This window comes from Nonomuraea sp. NPDC049625, assembly GCF_040675285.1.
Taxonomy (GTDB): Bacteria; Actinomycetota; Actinomycetes; order Streptosporangiales; family Streptosporangiaceae; genus Nonomuraea; species Nonomuraea angiospora_A.
Genome location: NZ_JBFAOQ010000008.1, coordinates 537,312 through 556,647 on the forward strand (window position 1 = coordinate 537,312; position 19,336 = coordinate 556,647).

Sequence of the window (19,336 nt, forward strand, 5' to 3'; positions counted from 1 at the left end):
TCAGCCACCGGTTCGCCCGACTCGGCGTGTGACAACCTGGCTCCCCTCCTCATCGGCCCCGTCCGGTCGCCCGTCGAGGGCCCGTTCACGGCGCAAGGATAACCTGCCCCGGCCCTGTGTCGTGATCGAGAGGCTCGTAATCGAACCAGTCGAACCGCACCGTGCCGGACGCGGCGTACATGCCGATCACCCGTCCGGTGAAGCCACCGGACACCTCCGTCGACAGGTACCGGCCGTCGGGCTCGGCCGGCACGTCGAACGCTCCGTCCGCCGCCTCGACGCCGAGGCGCAGGACGTCGGGCTCCTTGCGGGGATGCCGGTCGGCGGGCAGCGCGGCGAGCACGTCGATCCGCAGCCTGATCGGCCCGGCCGGCGCGGGCCGGGAACGTACCGAGATCCAGCGCGGGTGCGGCCGATCCGCGTCGAAGTCGTCCCGCACCGGTGGCGTGGCCACCGGGTGCGGCGGCCACGCGGGCGCCTCCATGACTGGTGCCGGCTCGCCGACCACCGGCCGGCCGTCGTCCCAGGTGACCGGCGCCAGGAACGTCCCCCGCCCCAGCACATGCCGGCCCGGGGCGCCGCCGCCCGGCCGTACGCCGAGCAGCACCATCCACCAGGACCCGTCGGGCGCCTCGACGAGGTCCGCGTGGCCGGTGTTCTGGATCGGCCGATCGGTGCTGCGGTGGCTCAGGACGGGGTTGGCCGGGCACGGCTCGAACGGCCCGTCGGGTGCCGGCCCGCGCGGCGGAGGCTCGGAGACCACCGAGTGGTCAGGTCAGCCGGCGGAGCAGGCGGACCCGTTGAGCGCGAAGCCGGTGGGGTTCGCGTCGTTGCCGGTCCAGGTGCCCTGGAACCCGAACGACTGGGAGCCGCCCGCCGGTATGGCGCCGTTGTACGACGCGTTGGTGGCCGTCACCGCCGCGCCGCTCTGCGTCACGCTCGCGTTCCAGGCGGTGGTCACCTTGGTGTCGCCGGGGAACGTGAAGGTCAGCCGCCATCCGTCGACCGCGCTGCCGCCGGTGTTCCTGATCGTCACGCTCGCGGTGAGCCCGCCCTGCCACTCGTTCTTGGTGTAGTCGACCCGGCAGGCGCCGGTCCCGCCGCCGCTTCCCGCGCGCAGCTGGACGACCACGACGGAGTAGGCGGGCACGGTCTGTACGGCGGCGCTCCCGGTGGAGGCCGAGCCGATCGACGAGGCGTTCTTCAGGTACGAGTACACGGTCGGCGTCGCCGAGGACGGGGTGAAGCCGCTGTAGGAGAGGTTGACCGTCGTGGCGTTGTTCGGGTCCTTGTTGATCAGCATGACGCTGACGTCGCCGTTGGCCCGCTTGACGGCGTGCGTGGACAGCATCGCGGTGGAGGAGGTCGTCCGCACCAGCGCGTCGCCAGAGGCGCCGAGCCTGGTCATCATCTGGATGCCGTAGTACGGCGGGAACGGCGTGTTGGCGGCCGGTTCGCAGGACGCCCCGCTGGACACCACGCCGCCGTCGTTGTAGTCCGTCGCCCCCTGGATGGTGGTGACCTTGCTGCAGTCGGTGCCGTTGCGCAGGTTCCACCAGTCGATGTTGAACGCGCCGTTCTCCATCCAGGTCAGGTAGACGTCCGGCGCGTACAGGCCGGACGGCGAGGTGTTCAACGCGTAGTTGGAGCTGTCCTCGGTGACGGCGATGCCGACGTTGGGGGCGTTGCCGCCCGCGTACTGGTTGATCAGCGCGCGCAGCGCGCTCGTCATGCTCGGGACCTCGGCCTGCGGCTTGGTCACGAGCTCGGCCTCGTTGGCGCTGTTCGGGTAGTGGTGCACGATCACGAAGTCGATCCGCGAGCCGGCGATGGACATGACGGTGCGGTTCCAGTCCATCGTGTCGCCGGGGCCGACGACGCCGTCCGGCCAGTTGCCCGGCGTCGTCAGGACCGCGCCGATCTTGATCGTGGGGTCGACCGCCTTCATCGCGGTGATGTAGTCGAGCAGGTTGGTGGCGTACGTGGCGGGGCTCTTGCTGGCGTGCTTGTCCGTCTCCCATTCGGCACCGTAGTGGCCGTTGCCGTACATCTCGTTGCCGATCTCCCAGTACTTGATGCCGTAGCCCTTGGTGACGTTGGCGTACCGCACCCAGTCGGCGGCCTCCTGCGCCGTGCCCGAGCCGTAGTTCGCGGTGACGATCGGCTGCGCGCCGGCCGCACGGGACGTGGCCACGTACGCGTCGAACCCGGTGTTGGGCGCCACGTACCCGCCGCCCTCGACCGTGTGCGTCTGCCAGTGGTAGCCGTCGGCGTAGCCGCCACCCGGGTACCGGACGGCCTTGACACCCGCGTCCTTCAGCAGCGTGGATGTCACCGGATCGTTCATCCGCCCGTCCCACACGGCGACGTTCATGCCGACGCCGGCGGCGGGGATGGTGGCCAGCGTCTGACCGGCGTCGACCGAGACGGTGGCGGTCGTGGCGGCGGCTGCCGGCAGGGTGGGGAGCGGGGATAAGCCGGCGATGACCGCGACCGTGGCTCCGGCCAGAGCGATCAGACAGGTGGCGCGTCTCCTCATGGACCCTCTCATGAGCCCTCCTGGGGGCGAGAAAGTTTTCCGAGATTTGGTGAGATAATTTCTCGGCGGAGAGTAGTAAGCGTTAACCATGACGTCAATGGGCACCAGCAACGGCGGGCAGGAGTCCAGCTTTACCGCTGGATGAGGTCGACATCCTCCTTGAAACTTTCAGGGACAGGACACTGAAAAGTTTCCTCCAGCAGGATGAGCGCGCGCCACGCCTACACGCTTGATCCAGTACGAGGGACAACCGGCCTGCATGATGTAGCTTGGAGTAACTAGATCATCACTCTGAGTGAAAAGGCGGTGTTGTCATGAACGCCCTGGCGTCGCTTCTTAACGCGCTGTTGCATCAGGTGCAGCAGCTCCTCGCGAGCCTGCACGTGGGCTGACGGACGAGGGGCGATCGGCTCCAGCCGAACGTACGGCTGGAGCCGATCGCCACCAGGCGAGGCCCCACCGCATGACAACCTTCGCCTTCGGCAAGTGGATATCGGCGTACCTGTCCCCTCAAGATGACGGAGGTCTCCATGCCGGAAGGGCACCAGCCAACCGTGAAAGCTCCGGATCGCCCGGACACGGCGATCCGGCGCCTTCACGTCCGGCAATCCCCCGCACCCCGGGCCATCGAAAGGCGAACCTCTTACTCCGAGCAGGCAGAACACCTCGTAGAGTGGATGGCGTGGGCAGGATCGCCGGCCCGCATAGGCAGGGCGCACGCAAGCCGGGCGCGCCGCAGATCGATTACGCGGCGCTGTTCGCCGCCACGCCGAGCCCGTGCCTCGTACTGGATCCGGGCCTGACGATCGTCGACGTGAATCGCGCCTACCTGCGCGCGACCGGCCGTACGGCCGAGAATCTGATCGGGCGGCACATCTTCGACGCTTTCCCCGACAACCCTGACGACCCCTGCGCAGAGGGCGTGAAGAACCTGCGCGCCTCGCTGCACCGGGTGCTGGCCTACCGGGAAGCGGACACGATGGTGTTGCAGAAGTACGACATCCCGCTCGCCGACCACCCCGGAGCGTTCGAGGAGCGCTGGTGGTCCCCGATCAACACCCCCGTCCTGGCGCCGGACGGGACGGTGTCGTGGATCCTGCATCGGGTGGAGGACGTGACGGAGTTCGTCCACTCCTGCTCCGCTCAGCAGCCCGCCGTCCGCCTTTCGGCGGGACAGGAGGAGTCGATGGAGGCCGAGCTGTACGCACGGGCGCAGGAGTTGCAGCGGCTGAACGAGGAGCTGCGCCATGCTCACGCCCGCGAACGTCAGGTGGCGCTCGCGTTGCAGGAGGCCATGCTCCACTGCCCTGACCTGGACCTCCACCCCGACGACATCGCGGTGCGCTACCTGCCCGCCGTCGGAACGCTGAACGTCTGCGGCGATTGGTACGACGTCGTGGACCTGCCGGACGGCTGTTTCGCCGTCGCGGTCGGCGACGTCGTGGGCCAGGGTCTGGAGGCCGCGACGGTCATGGGAATGCTCCGCAGCGCGCTCAGCGCGGCGATCCGCGCGGTCAAGGAGCCGGGCCCGGCGCTGGAGGTGGTCGGTCTGTACGCCCGTTCCCTCGAGGGTGCGCTGGCCACCACGGCGGTCCAGGCCGTGATCGACACCGCGGGCTGCCGCATCACCTACAGCAGCGCCGGGCATCTGCCGCCCGTCCTGCTCCACTCGGACGGCTCCTGCGCGCTGCTGGACCAGGCCACCGACCCTCCCCTGGGCACCCGCCCCGACCACGTCACCCGCCCCCACGCCGAGCTCCCCTACACCGCGGGAGACACCCTCGTCCTGTACACCGACGGTCTCATCGAGCGCCGCGGGGAGGACATTGACGTCGGCTTGGCGCGCCTGACCGCCGCGCTGGCCCGGTGCAGCCGGCTGACCCCCGACTGCCTCGCCGACGTCACCCTGAGCTCCCTGGGCATCAACAGCGGCGCCGGCGACGACGTCGCCCTGCTGGTCACCCGGCTGTGAAACCCGGGTACGTCAGGCCGAGACGGCTCGGACCGCCTCGCGGATCAGGTCGGCCACGTCCTTGGGACGGGACACCGCGACGGCGTGCGAGGCCCCCTCGACCTCGACGACGGTCGCGCCCGCCCGCTTGGCGCCGAACCGCTGGACCTCGGGGTTGATCGCCTGGTCTGCGGTGGCGACGAGGGCCCAGGAGGGCTTGGTCCTCCAGGCCGCCGTGGCCGCGGTCTCGGTGAACGCCCCCGCGGCCAGCGGCCGCTGCGCCACCGCGAGAATCTTGGTGACCTCGGCGGGGACGTCCGCGGCGAAGATCTCCGGGAACGCCTCGGGGGCGATCGTGACCTCGACCGCCGGGTCGGCGCCCTCGACCGGGTAGGCCGACTGCCGCAGGTTGGCGCCCAGCGGCGACTCCGGGAAACGCCCCTGCAGTTCGCCGAGGCTCTCGTCGTCCTCGAGCACGTACGCGGCGACGTAGACGAGGCCGACGACGTTGGCGGTCGCGCCGGCCACGGTGATGATCGCGCCGCCGTAGGAGTGGCCGACCAGCACGACGGGGCCGTCGATCTGGGCGGCCACCGAGGCGATGTACGCCGCGTCGGAGGCCAGGCCGCGCAGCGGGTTGGGCGGGGCCACCACGGGAACGCCGTGCTCCTGCAGTTCGGCGATGACGCCGGTCCAGCTGGCGGCGTCGGCGAACGCGCCGTGCACGAGAACGACCGTGGGAGTGGTGCTGTCCGTCATGAGGAGGGCTCCTTGATCAGGGGTGGGCTGTCCGGGGCGCTCAAGGGCGCAGGGCGTCGCGGAGGAACTCGCCGCCCTGCTGGGTGGCCGCCTTCGCCGCGTACGTGTCGCGCATCGCGTTGACCATGACGAAGTCGTGGATGATCCCCTGGTAGCGCACGGCCGTGGTCGGCACGCCGGCGGCGCGCAGCTTGGCGGCGTACGCCTCCCCCTCGTCGCGGAGCACGTCGGCCTCGGCCACGATGACCAGCGCCGGCGGCAGCCCGGCGAGCTCGTCCAGGCTCGCGCGCAGCGGCGACGCGGTGATCTCCGCGCGCTGGGCGGGGTCGGTCGTGTACTGGTCCCAGAACCACTTCATGCCGTCGCGGCTGAGGAAGTAGCCGGTGGCGAACTGATCGTAGGAGCCGGTGTCGAAGGCGGCGTCGGTGACCGGGTAGAACAGCAGCTGCGCGGCCAGCTTCGGCCCGTTGCGCCGCTTGGCCAGGATGGTGGTGGCCGCGGTCATGTTGCCGCCGACCGAGTCGCCGGCCACCGCGATGCGGGCCGGGTCGAGATCGTGCTCGGCCCCGTGCTCGGAGATCCACTGGAGCGCGGCGTAGATCTCCTCGATCGCGGTGGGGTACTTCGCCTCCGGGGAGAGGCTGTAGTTCACGAAGACCGTCGCGGCCTGGGCCCGTACGGTGAGCTCGCGGACGAGCCGGTCGTGGGTGTGGGCGTTGCCGAACACCCAGCCGGCGCCGTGGACGTACAGGATCACGGGCAGGGTGCCCTGGGCGCCGGCCGGCCGGAAGATCCGGATGGAGACCTCGCCCGACGGGCCGCCGGGGACGGTGAGGTCCTCGATGTCGGCGTCCGGCACGGGGACGTCGCCGTCCTGGACGCCGTCCACGGCCTTGCGGCCCTCGACCGGGCCGAGGTCGTAGAGGTACGGCGGGTTCTTGGTCGCCTCGGCGAACGCCTGTGCGGCCTCTTCGAGGACGGGCTTGATATCGGACATGCTGCCTGATCTCTTTCCATGCGCATACGTGCCGCCGGTGGGCGGCTCACGCAGGTCAGCATCGCAACCCCGCCGCCCGGACGCATCAGTAAGTTGACTGGCGTCAGCGCCGGGCGGCCAGGGCGTCCTTGAGGAAGAGGGCCCCCTGGCGGACGGCGGCCAGCGCCGGCGGGCTGTCCCGCAACGGGTCAAGCGACGCGAAGTCGTGGACGGTGCCCAGGTATCGGACGGCGGTGACCGGCACACCCGCCGCCAGTAGCCGGCGCGCGTACTGCTCGCCCTCGTCCCGGACGACGTCGGCCTCCGCGGAGACGATCAGCGCGGGCGGCAGCCCCGCGAGGTTCGCCGTGCTCGCCCGTGCCGGCGCGGCGGTGGGTTCGTGCTCGTCGTCGGTGTACTGCTGCCAGTACCACTCCAGCGCGGCGCGGGTCAGGAGGTAGCCGGAGGCGAAGCGCCGCTGCGAGGCGGTGTCGCAGCGCGGGTCGGTCATCGGGTAGTACAGCAGCTGGGCCCGGATGCGTGGCCCGCCGCGCTGCTTGGCCATCATGGCGAGCGCCGTCGCCATGGTGGCGCCCGCGCAGTCGCCGGCGACCGCCAGCCTCCGGCCGTCCAGCCGCAGGTCGGCGGCGTGCTCGGCCACCCAGGTCAGCACCGCGTACGCCTCCTCGACGGCGACCGGGTAGCGCGCCTCGGGCGTGCGGGTGTACTCGGGGACCACGAACGCGGCCTCACCGGCGGCGGCGAGCTCGCAGATCATCCGGGCGTGGGTCCGCGCGTCGCCGAGCATCCAGCGGCCCCCGTGGAGGTAGACGACCACCGGGAGGGGGCCGGTCGGCCGGACCGGCCGGAACACCCAGAAGCCGGCGAGCCCGGACGGCCCCACCGGCGCCACCAGGAACTCGGCCGCCACGTCGAGGTCGTCGCGCCGGTGGTCCTGGGTCTCCAGCAGCGCCTGCCGCCCGTCGACCGGGCCGAGCTCGTGCAGGTACGGCGGTGCCGCCGACGCGTCGACGAGCCTCTGGACCAGGGGATCGAGGACGATGGCGGGCCCCTCGCAGGCGCCGCCGTCCGTGGCGGGGTCAGTTCCCACGTCCCTCACCTTTCGCTCGCCGAGTGTGCCGATCGTACGCGCGGGTGGTCACAGGTCGTCGAAGAGGTCGCGGAGCTGGTGACGGCTGCTGACGCCCAGCTTCGGATAGACGTTGTAGAGGTGGGAGCCGACCGTGCGGGGAGACAGCATGAGCTGCTCGGCGATCTCCCGGTTGCGCAGTCCCCGTGCCGCCAGCCGGACGATCTGGCGCTGCTGGGCGGTCAGCTCCGCCAGCGGGTCCGCCTGGGCGGGCGCGGCGGCGACGCCGCTGGCCCGCAGCTCCACGCGCGCCTCGTCGGCCAGGCCGCGGGCGCCGAGCCGGGTGAACGACTCCAGCGCCGTGGTCAGGAGCGGCCGGGCGTCCAGGGGCCGCCGTTTCCTGCGCAGCCACTGCGCGTAGTGGAGCCGGGCCTGCGCCCGGGCCAGCGGCCACTGCTCCCCCGCCGGGTTCACCGTGGCGAGCCGGAAGTGGTGCTCGGCGTCCTTGGGCTCGCCGGTCAGCGCGGCGGCGTGGTGCACGAGCAGCGTCATCCGGGTGGTCGGGCGTTCCCCCAGCGCGGCGCGGACCGCCGCGACGATGCGCGCCCCCTCCTCCTGCCGGCCCGTCCGCTGGGCGGCTGCGGCCAGGTCGACGACCGACCGGTTCGACAGGAAATAGTGCAGGGGTACGCCGTCCTCGCCGAACAGCAGCCGGAAGTGGCGGAACGCTCCGTCGAAGTCGCCCGCCGCCGCGGCGCTCGTGCCGGCGGCGCGCAGCAGGCGGGCGTGGGTGGCGCGGTTCTCCTCCAGGCCGACGGCCGTCCAGGCGGGATCGGCCGGCATGTCGGCGGGCTGCCCGCGCAGGGCTCGCAGGGTCGTCCGCAGCGCCTCGACGTCGATCTCCAGATGCCTCAGCTTCTGAACGGCAGCCAGCGTCGCGGTCTCCTCCAGATGCTCCTCGGCCTCCGCCCAGCGACCGGTGTCGATCAGCGCCGAGCCCATCGCCGCGAGCGTGGGCGCGGCACTGCCCATGGAGCCGTACGCGGTGAGCAGGGCGAACGCCTGCCGGAAGGACTCCACGCACAGTTCGGACTCGTCGGCGTACCAGGCGACCGCGCCGGCCGCGTGCAGGCGGGTCACGTCCGCGATGCCGGTCGGCAGCTCCGGGGTGCCGGGCCGGCGGCGGATCCGCCGCAGCAGCTCGGGGGCGTTGACCGGGTCGGCCCCGGCCAGGGCCACGGCCCGGACCGCCTCGAAGGCGTCGCTCGTCGTCAGCTCGGAGTAGGGCGTCTCGCGGCTCCCGGCCTCGAGCCCGTCGAGCAGGGCCGCGATCGGCCGCCGCACCTCGGGCAGGCCGGACTGGAAGGCGACCGCCTGGAGCACGGCGGCCAGGGCGAGCACCGTCATGCCGTCCTTGGGCGGATCCGGCTCCAGCGCGCTCAGCAGCACCTGGAACCCCTGCCGCTGGTGGCCGGACAGCGACAGGGCGATGCCGGCGCCGCAGGCCGCGACGCCCAGCAGGTCCCGGTCCTCGGTCAGCGCGGTGACCTTGTCGTACAGCTCGCGTACCCACGAGGGGTCGCCGGCGTTCTGGGCGGCTCGCAGCGCCTTGGCGTAGCGCCGCGCCCGGTCCGCGGCGCCCGGGCTGCACTCGGCGGCCCGTTCCAGCGCGCGTGCCGCCGCGAAGAAGCCGCCACGGCGTTCGGCGAGCTCCGCGGTGTCCTCCAGCGCCGCCGCGACGGACTCGTCCTGCCGCAGGCACGCGGCGGCCAGGTGCCAGGCCCGGCGCGCGGGGTCGGCGTCGAGGGCGGCCGCGAGGTCCGTGTGCACCTGCCGGCGCAGGTGCGCCGGGGCTCCGTCGTACGAAGCCGTGCGGACGAGCGGATGCCGGAAGGCGACCCGGCCGCCGGCGATGGTCATGAGACCGGCGTCCTCCGCGGGCGCCCACACCCCGAGATCCGATCCGGCGCCCGCCGCGGCCATGATGGTCTCCAGGTCCTCGTGGTCCGAGGAGGCGGCCGCGTAGAGGATCAGCCGCTGGGTGCCGGCCGGCAGGGAGCGCAGCTGGGCGGCGAACATCTCCTGGATGCGGAGGGTCTGCGGCAGCCCGCCGCCGGGCACCGCCCGCCCCGCTCGTACGGCGCGGGACAGCTCGATGATGGCCAGGGGGTTTCCGGCGGCCTGTTCGAGCAGGTCGATCCGGGCCCGGCCGGTGGGCGGCTCCGGCTGGGCGTCCAGCAGGTGCGCGGCCGCCCGGCGGCCCAGCGGTGCCAGGGACAGCACCGGCAGGTCCGGATTGAGGCCGTCCGGAGGCGTCTGGCCCCGTGCCGCGAGCAGCACCGTCACGGCGTGGGCCGCCAGGCGGCGCATCACGAACCCGAGGACGTCGCGCGTGTCGCGGTCGAAGTGCTGCACATCGTCGGCGATCAGCAGGACGGGCCGGCTTCGGGAGACGCGGGCCAGGAGGTTCAGCACTCCGACGCGCAGCGGCATCGGGTCGTGCTGCCGGGTGGCGGCGACGATCCCGAACGCCGCTTTCAGCGCCTCCCGCTGGTGTTCGGGAAGATCGTCCGTCTCGGGCAGCAGCGGAAGAAGCAACTGGTGCAGGGCGGCGAACGACTGCTCCACCTCGGCCTCACAGCCGCGGGCGGTCAGCACCAGGCTTCCGATCCCGCGCGCGTGGTCGGCCGCGGCCTCCAGCAGCGCCGTCTTCCCCGTGCCGGCCTCCCCGAGCAGCAGCATCGTCCGCGGCTCGCTCCGGCGCCCGTCGATCGCGTCCACGATGTGGGCGAGCTCGGTCCCCCGGCCTGTCAGCGTCGTGGTGGGGCCGGGCGGGGTCCCGCGTTCCTCGCTCCCGCCGTCGATGCGCGCCCCCGGCCAGGAAGAACCCGGACCGGCGGCGACCATCGGCTCATCCATGGTGTGTGTCCCCCGTCGTACAGCTAGGCGACCTCATTGTGCCATTTACTTATTGTTTGGGCGGTTTCCGGATCGGAGGGCCGACGCTTCAGGCCACCGCCGAAACCAGCGCGACCCGGAAGACAGCAAACGTTTACGGTCCCGCCATTCAAGATCATCCGATTGGTCACCGGCACCCCGGCCATCAGGTCGTGTCCGAGATCGTCGAAGAGGCGCGGACGACCCCGCCCACCGAGATCCCGGACGGCGACGTCCAGCGGCCCTTCGCCATCGCGACGGACCCCGACCGTACGCTGGTCGCGACCGTCAGCGAGACCGACATCGGCATCGGCCTGCCGGAGACCGACGGCGCCGGCAGCCAGCCGCTGCCCGGCCTGGTCACCTACGCCGCCAAGCAGCCCGGCGTCACCTTCGCCCACCAGCGCACCGGCCAGATCGCCCGCGCGCTGACCATCATCAAGGACGCCTCGGCGCCGACCGAGTACCGTTTCCCGATCTCCGCCCCCGAGGGCAGCATGCTGGAGGTCGAGGAGGACGACGGCACCGCCCTGATCCACAACAACGACTTCTACCTCGCCGAGATCGACCTGCCCTGGGCCAAGGACGCCAACGGCAACCCGGTGCCGACCTCGTACCGAGTGGAGGGCATGACGCTCATCCAGACGGTCGAGCACGCGGGCGGCGTCTCGGCCATCTACAAGGTCCGGGACGCGGCCAGGAAGAACCAGTGCTTCGCGATCCGGTTCCAGGCTCCGGGCATCGTCTGGTACGAGGTCCGCAAGAAGAGCTGCCAGAGCAAGTAGCCCCCACACCATCCCGACGCCCCCACCCGAACCGGCGGGGGCGTCGGCCCACGCGCACCTCGTGGATCACCCATGCCCGCCTTCACGCGACGGGCCCTCGCCGGTGGCTTGTCGGTCGCGGGCCGGAATCGGCTCGGCCAGCGCGGCACGCCCGGGAGCCGCTGGGAACGGGTCGGCGAAGTACTGGGTCTCGTGCGTGACGAGACCGTCGGTGATCTCCATGACGCTGAGCGAGTAGGTGGGCACGCCGTCATAGGTGATCACGCACTCGCTCACCCAAAGGTCGCCGCGGCCCAGGATCCGGCGGACGGCGAAGTGGCGCTCGGCCGGGTGCCCGCCGCGTTGCGCCCGGATCTTTGACCGGCCGGTGAAGCGCTCACCCGACTGCGGGTAGTCCAGGATCGCGTCCGCGGCGTAGATCGCATGCTCGGCGTCGACGTCCCCGCGTTCGGACGCCTCCCAATGCTCCTGGAGCCGAGCCCGGATGTCGGCTGCCGGATCCGTTTCGCTGTTCACCCGTCGGCCCCTCATGACCAGAAGATCGCAGGACAGATGCTACCTGAAGGTCCTCCCGCGGCCCGGGACCGCGGGAGGGCACGGGGAGGCCGGCGTCGAGGGCCTCCCCGCCCACGTCACTGGAACGAGAGGGACGCCCGCCTCTTCGGCGTGGGCCTGCTCGCGCCCGTCGCCCCGCGCGCCTGATCCCCCGCTGACCCTCCGGCCGGCAGAATGTCGGCTACCACCAGCCCACGAGTTTCTCTCCGGATTCAATTCTTCCGTCTGAATGCATTCATCAGCACAACCGTTCTCGGCGTATTCGCGCCCTGCCCGCACTTCCTCCGGAGCGACTGCGGCGTCCCGCGATCGTGCAGGTGGCGGGGCCATCACGGCCGTCCGTGCCCACCTGCTCCCATGGAAATTCCGAACCGCCGGCCGATTGCCCTGCGCCGCCATCTGACTGACTGCTTGACACGATCGCCATCCATATTTAAGGTCACGTTGACCAGGCGGCTTGAAACGTTTTTATCGATGTCAGGCGCGCCTGGCGGCGAAGCGCGGCCGCCATCTCCCCACCCCCCATCAACGGGAGAAACATGCGTACCAGGAAAGCGCCAACGCTCCTCACCGCAACGGCCACCCACAGCGCCTCGACGGACGGCATCACCAACTGGGCACCCCCACGGAGAATCCCATGACAACAGCCCCCACCACGGCGCCACGCCCGCTCAAGGGACGACGTCGTCGGTTCGCCCGCATCGTCGCCGCGCTCGCCATCCTGTCGGCCGGCGCAGGGGCCGGCATCGTGCTCGGCCCGCCCCCGGCGTCCGCCGCCGCCTGCGGAGAGGGCACCTTCCAGTCGCAGGTGACCGTCAGCGGCAGCACCTGGACCGCCCGCAACAGCGCCGGCGGCAGCGTCTACACCGGTACCGACTTCCGGGCGGCGGTCCAGGCCGGCATCGGCAGTCTCACAGCCGGGCGCACCTCGATCCAGCGGGTCGTCGTGCGCGGCAACGGCACGATGAGCGCCGGCAGCCGGATCTCGCTGCCGAGCTACACCTCCCTGTCGGTCTGCGGCACGATCAACGTAACCGGCTCCGGCTCCGGCGACTACGCGCCGATCTATTCCCGCGGCACCGCGAACATCGAGGTCCCGTACCTCAACGTCACCGGCACCCCGATCTACGGCATCTTCCTGCGCAACGTCACGAACGTCTGGCTCGGCCAGATCGACATGCGGCTCGGCGCGGGCCTCGGCGTACGCATCGACAACCGCGGCGACACCAGCCAGTGGACCCGTAACGTCCGGGTCGACACCGTGTACGTGCAAGGGGCCAGTTCGCACGCGATGGAGACCTACGGCGTCGACGGTCTCACCGTCGGCACCGTGACAGCACGCAACGTCGGCGAGTCCGGCCTGCTGCTCAACCAGACCATCAACGCGACGGTCGGCACCGTCGACGCCGACAACGCGGGCGCCGGCACCGGGTACGCGGCCTTCCGCATGGCCAACCGCAACGGCCGGGTCGGCAGCGCCTACCCGAACAACATTCGAGTCGGCACCGTCAAGGCACGCGGCGGTGGCCGGGGCATCTTCTGCGTCTCGGAGAGCGGCGGCGCCACCATCGACCGGGTCGACATCGCCAACACCGGCAACAACTCGGTGCTGGTGGAGAACTGCTACAACGTCGTCATCGCCGGAGTGTCGGGCACGGTCAGCGGCGGCGGCGAGGTCCGGATCGCGGCCCGTACGGAGTTCGCTCCGTCGTCGGGCATCAGGTTCCAGAACCTGACGGTCACCAACACCGCCATCAGGTGGAGCCCCTGCACCGGCAGCGACAACACGATCAGCAACGTGACCCGTGTCAACTCGACGCTGACCTGGTGCTGACCCATCCGCCGCGGCTGTCGGCGCAATTCCCCTCGCTCCCGGACTGGCAGGAGAGACCATGCGAAAGGTCCACTTCTCAATCGTCTCCGTTCTGATGCTGTCCCTGTCGCTGGTCGTCCCGAGCGCCGCTTCGGCCGCGGTGATCGGCCCGGCCGGGTGCAGCGCCCGCGTCGGCACGGCGGCCGCCGCGACGACGACCGTCTGGATGGCCGGCGACTCGACCATGGCAAACCCCAGCGCCACCTGCCCCGTGGGCTGGGCCACCGAGTTCGACTCGCTGTTCCACAGCAACATCGTGGTCAACAACCTCGCCGTCGCCGGGCGCAGCATCCAGACCTGGCTCTACGAGGGCAACGTGACATCCACCATCGGCTCGAACGGCGAGTGCGTTCTCAGCTCCACCGCCTACTCGTCCCGATGGCAGCAGGTGCTCACCGGCATGAAGGCCGGTGACTACCTGTTCATCCAGTTCGGCATCAACGACGGCTCGACGACCTGCCCGCGCCACGTCGGCACCGCGCGCTACCAGGAGCTGATGACGACGATGGCGCAGGCGGCGCTGGCCCGCGGCGCCCACCCGGTCCTGCTCACCGCCGTCGCCGCCATCACCTGCTCGGGCAGCACCGCGGTGAAGAACCGCGGCTTCGTCACCCAGACCAACGCCGCCGGCGCCGCCACCGGCTCCCCGGTCATCGACCTGCAGACCCTCAGCGTCGACTACTACAACTCCCTGGGCCTGTGCCCCAACAACGGCGACTACACCTCCGGGCCGCTCGGACAGTTCTTCTGCAACGACCACACCCACTTCGAGGCGTACGGCGCCCGGCGGATCGCCCGGCTGGTGACCGGCGCGCTCCGGACACAGAAGATTCCGCTCGCCGACTCCCTCCTGTAGCACCCGCAGGCCGTCCCGTCGCTGGTGGCCCTGGCAGCCGTGATGACGCAGGCACCCGCCTCCTCGGCGCGCTCGACGTCGGCGGGGGCCCGTCATCGCAGCCACCGGGTGTTGGGACGACGTGTGGCAGAGTGACCAAGTGCGCATTTCCTCGCGGGCGTCGACCCTCGACGAGCCCATCGACCGTGAGCTGGTGCTGCTCGCCCAGTCCGGCGACTCGGCCGCCCTGGGCACGCTGCTGGCCCGGCATCGCGCGGGAATGCTGGCGGTGGCGGTGAGCGTGCTGCGCGATCCGGCCGAGAGCGAGGACGCCGTCCAGGACGCGTCGCTGACCGCGCTGGCCCGGATCGGCGACCTGCGCGATCCCGCCGCCGTGGGCCCGTGGCTGCGGATGATCGTCCGCAACCTCTGCCGAAAGCGGCTGAACGCCACGACCGCGATCCCGGCCGGGGACCTGCCGCCGTCCGCCGAGCGGGCAGCCGATCCGCAGGAGGTGCTGGAGCGGCACGCGCAGCGCGACTGGGTCTGGCACGCCGTCGGGCTGCTGTCCCCGCCCCTGCGTACGGTGACCCTGCTGCGGTACTTCTCCTCGGTCACCCGCTACGACGAGATCGCCGCCGCCTGCGGCGTCCCGGTCGGCACCGTCCGCCGCAGGCTGCACGAGGCGCGGGGCATCCTCTCCCGTACGCTGCCGGCCACCTTGCACAGCGCGTACGACGACATGGCCGCGGTGACGGCGGCCCGCCGCCGGGAGGCGGAGGAGGCCGTCGCGGCCGGGCATCAGGGCACGTTCGAGGCCTTGCTGCGGGAGCGCTGGTGGCCTGACGTGGAGATCGCCTGGGGCAACGGCCGCCGCACGCGCGGTATCGGTCATCTGGCGCAGGTGATGGACGTCCGCATGGCGGCCGGGACCCGGCAGCGCCTCACCGGCGTGGCCGCGAGCGCCGACGTCGTGGTGTGGGAGACCGACGTGTCCAGCCCGCCCGACGCCGGGCCGGGGTGCGCGCCGTCCATGTGCTGGCTGCTGTCCTACGACGCCGACCGGGTGCGTCGGGTGCGGATGATCCACCGGGCGGCGGCCTGAAAAGAATCTTGGCGCCGGAGCGAACTTTCCGGCGCGCCACCGGATCGTGTCAGTGATTTCCACACGACCGGAAGGTAAAGCTCTTCATGTCCGACATCTCGACGACGTTCGTTCTCGTTCCCGGCGCCTGGCAGGGCGGCTGGTCCTGGCAGCCGGTGGCGCAGCGGCTGCGTGCCGCGGGCCATGCCGCCGTGACGATCACCCTGCCCGGGCTGGCGGGCGGCGATTCCCGCTCCGGCCTCCACCTCTCGGACGCGGTCGACCATGTCGTCGGCGAGATCGAGCAGCGCGACCTGAGCGACGTGGTGCTGGTCGGCCACAGCTGGGGCGGCTATCCGATCACCGGGGCCGCCCACCGGGTCGCGCGCAGGCTCGCCAAGATCGTGTATTTCAACGCCTTCGTCCCGGCTCGCGGCGTGCCGTTCGTCGACGAGAACCAGGACTACGCCGCCATCCTGCGGGCGGCCATCGACGCCTCGCCCGACGGCAGCGTCTCCGTCACGTTCGAGCAGGTCCCGATGCTGGTGCCGGAGCTGCCCGAGGCGGCACAGCGGCTGTTCCACGAGCTTCTCGTGCCGCAGCCGGGCGCGTACTTCCTGCAGGCGCTCGACGTGGACGACGTGACGACGCTGGGGTTGCCGGCGGCGTACGTCCTCAGCGAGAACGACCTGGCCCTGGCCCGGCCGGGCGACGAGCTGGCCGCCCGGATCGGCCTGACGCCGTTGATGGTGCCCGGCGGTCACCAGTCCATGCTGACGCACCCCGACGAGGTCGCCGAGGCGCTGCTCAAGTGTTGATCGGTGGTGCACGGGCGGTCCGCCCCAGTGCTCTCCGCCGCGCCGGCCAGCGCGGCCTGGCGCGGCGGAGGGCGCCTTCCCCGTTTCGTGGCTGCGGCGTTTTCATGGTTGCCGTGAAAACCTTGACGAACGATCACTTCCGATTCATAGTGAGCCCGTCAACCCACAAAGCTGCGCACCTCCAGGGGTCGCCCAGCGCATAAAATGTTAACGCTAACATATGATCATATTGCAGCTCAGAAGGCACATCTCCATGCGATGACCACGCTTCATGATCCTTTGACCAATAGCCCACCCGCGGAAATTCCAGCATTCGCGGTGCCCCCCGAGAAAGGCACAGGTTCATCATGATCGTCGGGTCCGGATTACGGCACGTGAAAAAGGCGATGCTGTCCGCCGGGGCAGCCGTCGCGCTCGCCGCCGGCCTGCTGGCCGGCATCCCCGCCCCGTCGCAGGCCGCCGCATCGCAGTCGTGCGACATCTACGCCTCGGGCGGCACGCCGTGCGTGGCGGCGCACAGCACGACCCGCGCCCTGTACGCCTCCTACAACGGCTCGCTCTACCAGGTACGGCGCTCCTCGGACAACGCCACCCAGAACATCGGCCTGCTCAGCGCGGGCGGGTACGCCAACGCCGCGGCACAGGATTCCTTCTGCGCCCGTACGACGTGTGTGATCACCGTCATCTACGACCAGTCAGGACGCGGCAACAACCTGACCCAGGCGCCTCCCGGCGGCTTCTCCGGCCCGGCTCCGGGCGGGTACGACAACCTCGCCGTGGCGACGGCGGCGCCCACCATGGTCGGCGGGCACAAGGCGTACGGCGTGTTCGTGGCCCCCGGCACCGGCTACCGCAACAACAACACCAACGGCGTCGCCAAGGGGGACCAGCCTGAGGGGATGTACGCGGTCTTCGACGGCACGCACTACAACGGCGGCTGCTGCTTCGACTACGGCAACGCCGAGACCAACAGCCGCGACAACGGCAACGGCACGATGGAGGCCATCTACTTCGGCAACATCAAGGTCTGGGGCTACGGCACGGGCAACGGCCCCTGGGTCATGGCCGACCTGGAGAACGGCCTGTTCTCCGGGGTGAACCCGGGCTACAACGCCAACGACCCGACCGTCAACCACCGCTACCTGACCGCCATCGTGAAAGGCGAGCCGAACCACTGGTCGATCCGCGCCGGCAACGCGCAGTCGGGCAACCTGTCCACCTACTACAACGGCGCACGTCCCAACGTCGCGGGCTACAACCCGATGAAGAAGGAAGGGGCCATCATCCTCGGCATCGGCGGCGACAACAGCAACGGCTCCGCCGGCACCTTCTACGAGGGCGTGATGACCTCCGGCTATCCGACGGACGCCACCGAGAACGCGGTCCAGGCCAGCATCGTCGCCGCCGGCTACACGACGGCCGCCCGTCCCAGCGGGACACCCGCCGCCGGAACGTCGATCTCGCTGCGCGCGACGACGGCCTGCTGCACCGGCCGCTACATCCGCCACCAGAACGACCAGGCCGTCACGTCCGTGATCACCTCCAGCAGCTCGTCCCTGGACAAGAACGACGCCACATGGATCGTGCGCAACGGCCTGGCCTACAGCTCCTGCGTGTCGTTCGAGTCGAAGAACTACCCCGGCAGCTACCTGCGGCACAGTAACTACCAGCTCTACCGCAACGCCAACGACGGCAGCGCCCTGTTCGCCAACGACGCCACCTTCTGCCCGCAGCCCGGCATGAACGGCCAGGGCCTTTCGTGGGCCTCCTTCAACTTCCCGAACCGCCTGCTGCGTCACTACAGCAACATCGTCTACATCGGCAGCGAGGGCGGATCGAACACCTTCGACAGCGCGACCTCGTGGGCCGACGACGTGAGCTGGGTCGTCGCCTCACCCTGGGCGTAGGCGCCCCGGGCGGAGCTGTCCCCTCGAGGACGGCTCCGCCCGCCGCAGCACCAGCCGGCCGCTCGACCCGGACCCCTGGTGGGCGAGGCGGCCGGCTCACACGCAGGCAGATGAGTAGGGGCTACTCATGCCATTTCCGCCGTCGCCAGGAAGCATCCATAGGACTGCCTCCGGTGCCGGAAGGACTCCCATGTCCCGTCGCTCCCCCTTGAGCATGCTGCTGACCGCCATCCTCGCGCTGAGTTTCGTCACCGCGTGCGAGGACTTCCCTCTACAAGACACACCCCCTCAGGCAGCCCAGACGAAGGCGCCGCCCAAGAAGGGCTTCTGTCCCGCAGCAGGCCCGATCACCCGGTCGTTGCTGCCCTCCCCGGAGGGAGTCGAGCGGATCGCCACGAACCCCTGCCTCGGTGTGAACGGCCTGATCGGCATGGCTCTGGATGTCATCCCGGAGCAGAAGATGGCCGAGGAAGCGGAACTGCGCTCGTTCCGTCAGGGGCTCAGGACCTTCGCCACCCGCGTGACCGTGGCCGCCGACGCGGTGGACTGCGCCTACGAGAACGACCACCTGGCGGTGTCGATCTACCAGGACCCGAACTACGGTTGGTCGGTGGGCCTGGTGGCAGTGGTGCGCGGGGATCTGGAAGCCGCTGCGGAGGAGGCCATCTGCCTGCTGCTGAAGCAGGTGCCGTTTCTCCCGGACGTCGGCATCCGCGCCGACGGCCCGCCGGCACCGAAGTTCTGCGCCGACGCCGAGTCCAGAGAAGCCCGGGGATACAAGTTCATGATCTTGTGGATCGCCGACTCGGACGCCATGTGCCGCAGCCTGACGCACAGCATCCGCGCGACCGGCGCTGCCTGATCCCAGCGAACCTGACGGGTCTGGAGTACGTCTAGTCCTCGTTGTCGATGTCGTAGCCCACGCCGGGGTGGGGCCGTCGTCGTGGTGGCCTGCCGCGGCGGTCGGGGCGGTGTTCGAAGTGCCACCACTCGTTGTCGTACATGCGGTACAGGTCGTAGCGGGCGCCGTGGTCCTCGAGCCAGCGCGCGCCTTCGTGGGGGCGCACGTCCAGCGCGATGCCCTTGACGTGGGAGGATTCCGCCGGTGGGAGCACGAGCATGCGTGCCAAGCTCGCGGAGCCGCGGCGGCGCACCTCTTCCTCGAACAGCTGTTGCTGGACGAGGGGGTCGCGGTAGCCCGAGGTGAGGCCGAGGAGCTGGCCGTGA

At 70.8% G+C, this 19,336-nt stretch carries 16 protein-coding genes; 8 read left to right on the top strand and 8 right to left on the bottom strand.

Annotated features, from left to right (window positions below):
* Nucleotides 1-85 precede the first annotated feature (85 nt).
* Both AB0J87_RS34395 and AB0J87_RS34400 read right to left on the bottom strand, forming a co-directional pair.
* On the bottom strand, nucleotides 86-763 hold the full coding sequence (locus tag AB0J87_RS34395; protein ID WP_363971937.1) for a family 43 glycosylhydrolase: 678 nt from the start codon (nucleotides 761-763) through the stop codon (nucleotides 86-88).
* A gap of 12 nt (nucleotides 764-775) precedes the next feature.
* Nucleotides 776-2,539 carry a cellulose binding domain-containing protein gene (locus tag AB0J87_RS34400; protein WP_363971939.1) on the bottom strand — a complete coding sequence of 588 codons (1,764 nt, stop codon included), beginning with the start codon at nucleotides 2,537-2,539 and terminating at the stop codon, nucleotides 776-778.
* A 682-nt stretch (nucleotides 2,540-3,221) separates the two neighbouring features.
* Here AB0J87_RS34400 and AB0J87_RS34405 point away from each other — a divergent pair.
* Nucleotides 3,222-4,511, top strand: coding sequence for a SpoIIE family protein phosphatase (locus AB0J87_RS34405; protein ID WP_363971941.1), 1,290 nt, complete (start codon nucleotides 3,222-3,224; stop codon nucleotides 4,509-4,511).
* A gap of 12 nt (nucleotides 4,512-4,523) precedes the next feature.
* Here AB0J87_RS34405 and AB0J87_RS34410 read toward each other — a convergent pair whose 3' ends face one another.
* The 4 genes from AB0J87_RS34410 to AB0J87_RS34425 form a co-directional block, all read right to left on the bottom strand.
* On the bottom strand, nucleotides 4,524-5,249 hold the full coding sequence (locus AB0J87_RS34410; protein ID WP_363971943.1) for an alpha/beta hydrolase: 726 nt from the start codon (nucleotides 5,247-5,249) through the stop codon (nucleotides 4,524-4,526).
* A gap of 40 nt (nucleotides 5,250-5,289) precedes the next feature.
* Complete coding sequence (locus AB0J87_RS34415; protein ID WP_363971945.1) at nucleotides 5,290-6,246, bottom strand: alpha/beta hydrolase; 957 nt, start codon at nucleotides 6,244-6,246, stop codon at nucleotides 5,290-5,292.
* Between the two features lie 103 nt (nucleotides 6,247-6,349).
* Nucleotides 6,350-7,336 (bottom strand): alpha/beta hydrolase, encoded by a 987-nt coding sequence (locus tag AB0J87_RS34420; protein ID WP_363971947.1) that lies wholly within the window; start codon nucleotides 7,334-7,336, stop codon nucleotides 6,350-6,352.
* A gap of 48 nt (nucleotides 7,337-7,384) precedes the next feature.
* Nucleotides 7,385-10,234 carry an AAA family ATPase gene (locus tag AB0J87_RS34425; protein WP_363971949.1) on the bottom strand — a complete coding sequence of 950 codons (2,850 nt, stop codon included), beginning with the start codon at nucleotides 10,232-10,234 and terminating at the stop codon, nucleotides 7,385-7,387.
* Nucleotides 10,235-10,425: 191 nt separating this feature from the next.
* Here AB0J87_RS34425 and AB0J87_RS34430 point away from each other — a divergent pair, with 191 nt between their 5' ends.
* Nucleotides 10,426-11,037, top strand: a complete 612-nt coding sequence (locus AB0J87_RS34430; RefSeq protein WP_363971951.1) for a hypothetical protein — start codon at nucleotides 10,426-10,428, stop codon at nucleotides 11,035-11,037.
* A 66-nt stretch (nucleotides 11,038-11,103) separates the two neighbouring features.
* Here AB0J87_RS34430 and AB0J87_RS34435 read toward each other — a convergent pair whose 3' ends face one another.
* Entirely contained in the window at nucleotides 11,104-11,553 is a 450-nt protein-coding gene (locus AB0J87_RS34435; protein ID WP_363971953.1) for a nuclear transport factor 2 family protein, read from the bottom strand.
* Nucleotides 11,554-12,229: 676 nt separating this feature from the next.
* Here AB0J87_RS34435 and AB0J87_RS34440 point away from each other — a divergent pair.
* From AB0J87_RS34440 to AB0J87_RS34465, 6 genes are all read left to right on the top strand, one after another.
* Nucleotides 12,230-13,426, top strand: coding sequence for a hypothetical protein (locus AB0J87_RS34440; RefSeq protein ID WP_363971955.1), 1,197 nt, complete (start codon nucleotides 12,230-12,232; stop codon nucleotides 13,424-13,426).
* A gap of 58 nt (nucleotides 13,427-13,484) precedes the next feature.
* Nucleotides 13,485-14,321, top strand: a complete 837-nt coding sequence (locus tag AB0J87_RS34445; RefSeq protein ID WP_363971957.1) for an SGNH/GDSL hydrolase family protein — start codon at nucleotides 13,485-13,487, stop codon at nucleotides 14,319-14,321.
* Nucleotides 14,322-14,460: 139 nt separating this feature from the next.
* Nucleotides 14,461-15,405, top strand: a complete 945-nt coding sequence (locus AB0J87_RS34450; protein WP_363971959.1) for an RNA polymerase sigma factor — start codon at nucleotides 14,461-14,463, stop codon at nucleotides 15,403-15,405.
* An 86-nt stretch (nucleotides 15,406-15,491) separates the two neighbouring features.
* Nucleotides 15,492-16,202, top strand: coding sequence for an alpha/beta hydrolase (locus AB0J87_RS34455; RefSeq protein ID WP_363971961.1), 711 nt, complete (start codon nucleotides 15,492-15,494; stop codon nucleotides 16,200-16,202).
* A 347-nt stretch (nucleotides 16,203-16,549) separates the two neighbouring features.
* Nucleotides 16,550-18,109, top strand: a complete 1,560-nt coding sequence (locus tag AB0J87_RS34460; RefSeq protein WP_363971963.1) for an alpha-L-arabinofuranosidase B — start codon at nucleotides 16,550-16,552, stop codon at nucleotides 18,107-18,109.
* Between the two features lie 214 nt (nucleotides 18,110-18,323).
* Nucleotides 18,324-18,971, top strand: a complete 648-nt coding sequence (locus AB0J87_RS34465) for a hypothetical protein (protein ID WP_363971965.1) — start codon at nucleotides 18,324-18,326, stop codon at nucleotides 18,969-18,971.
* Nucleotides 18,972-19,002: 31 nt separating this feature from the next.
* Here the strand turns inward: AB0J87_RS34465 and AB0J87_RS34470 are convergent.
* The coding region (locus tag AB0J87_RS34470) for a D-alanyl-D-alanine carboxypeptidase family protein (protein ID WP_363971967.1) at nucleotides 19,003-19,336 on the bottom strand (334 nt) is incomplete at its 5' end.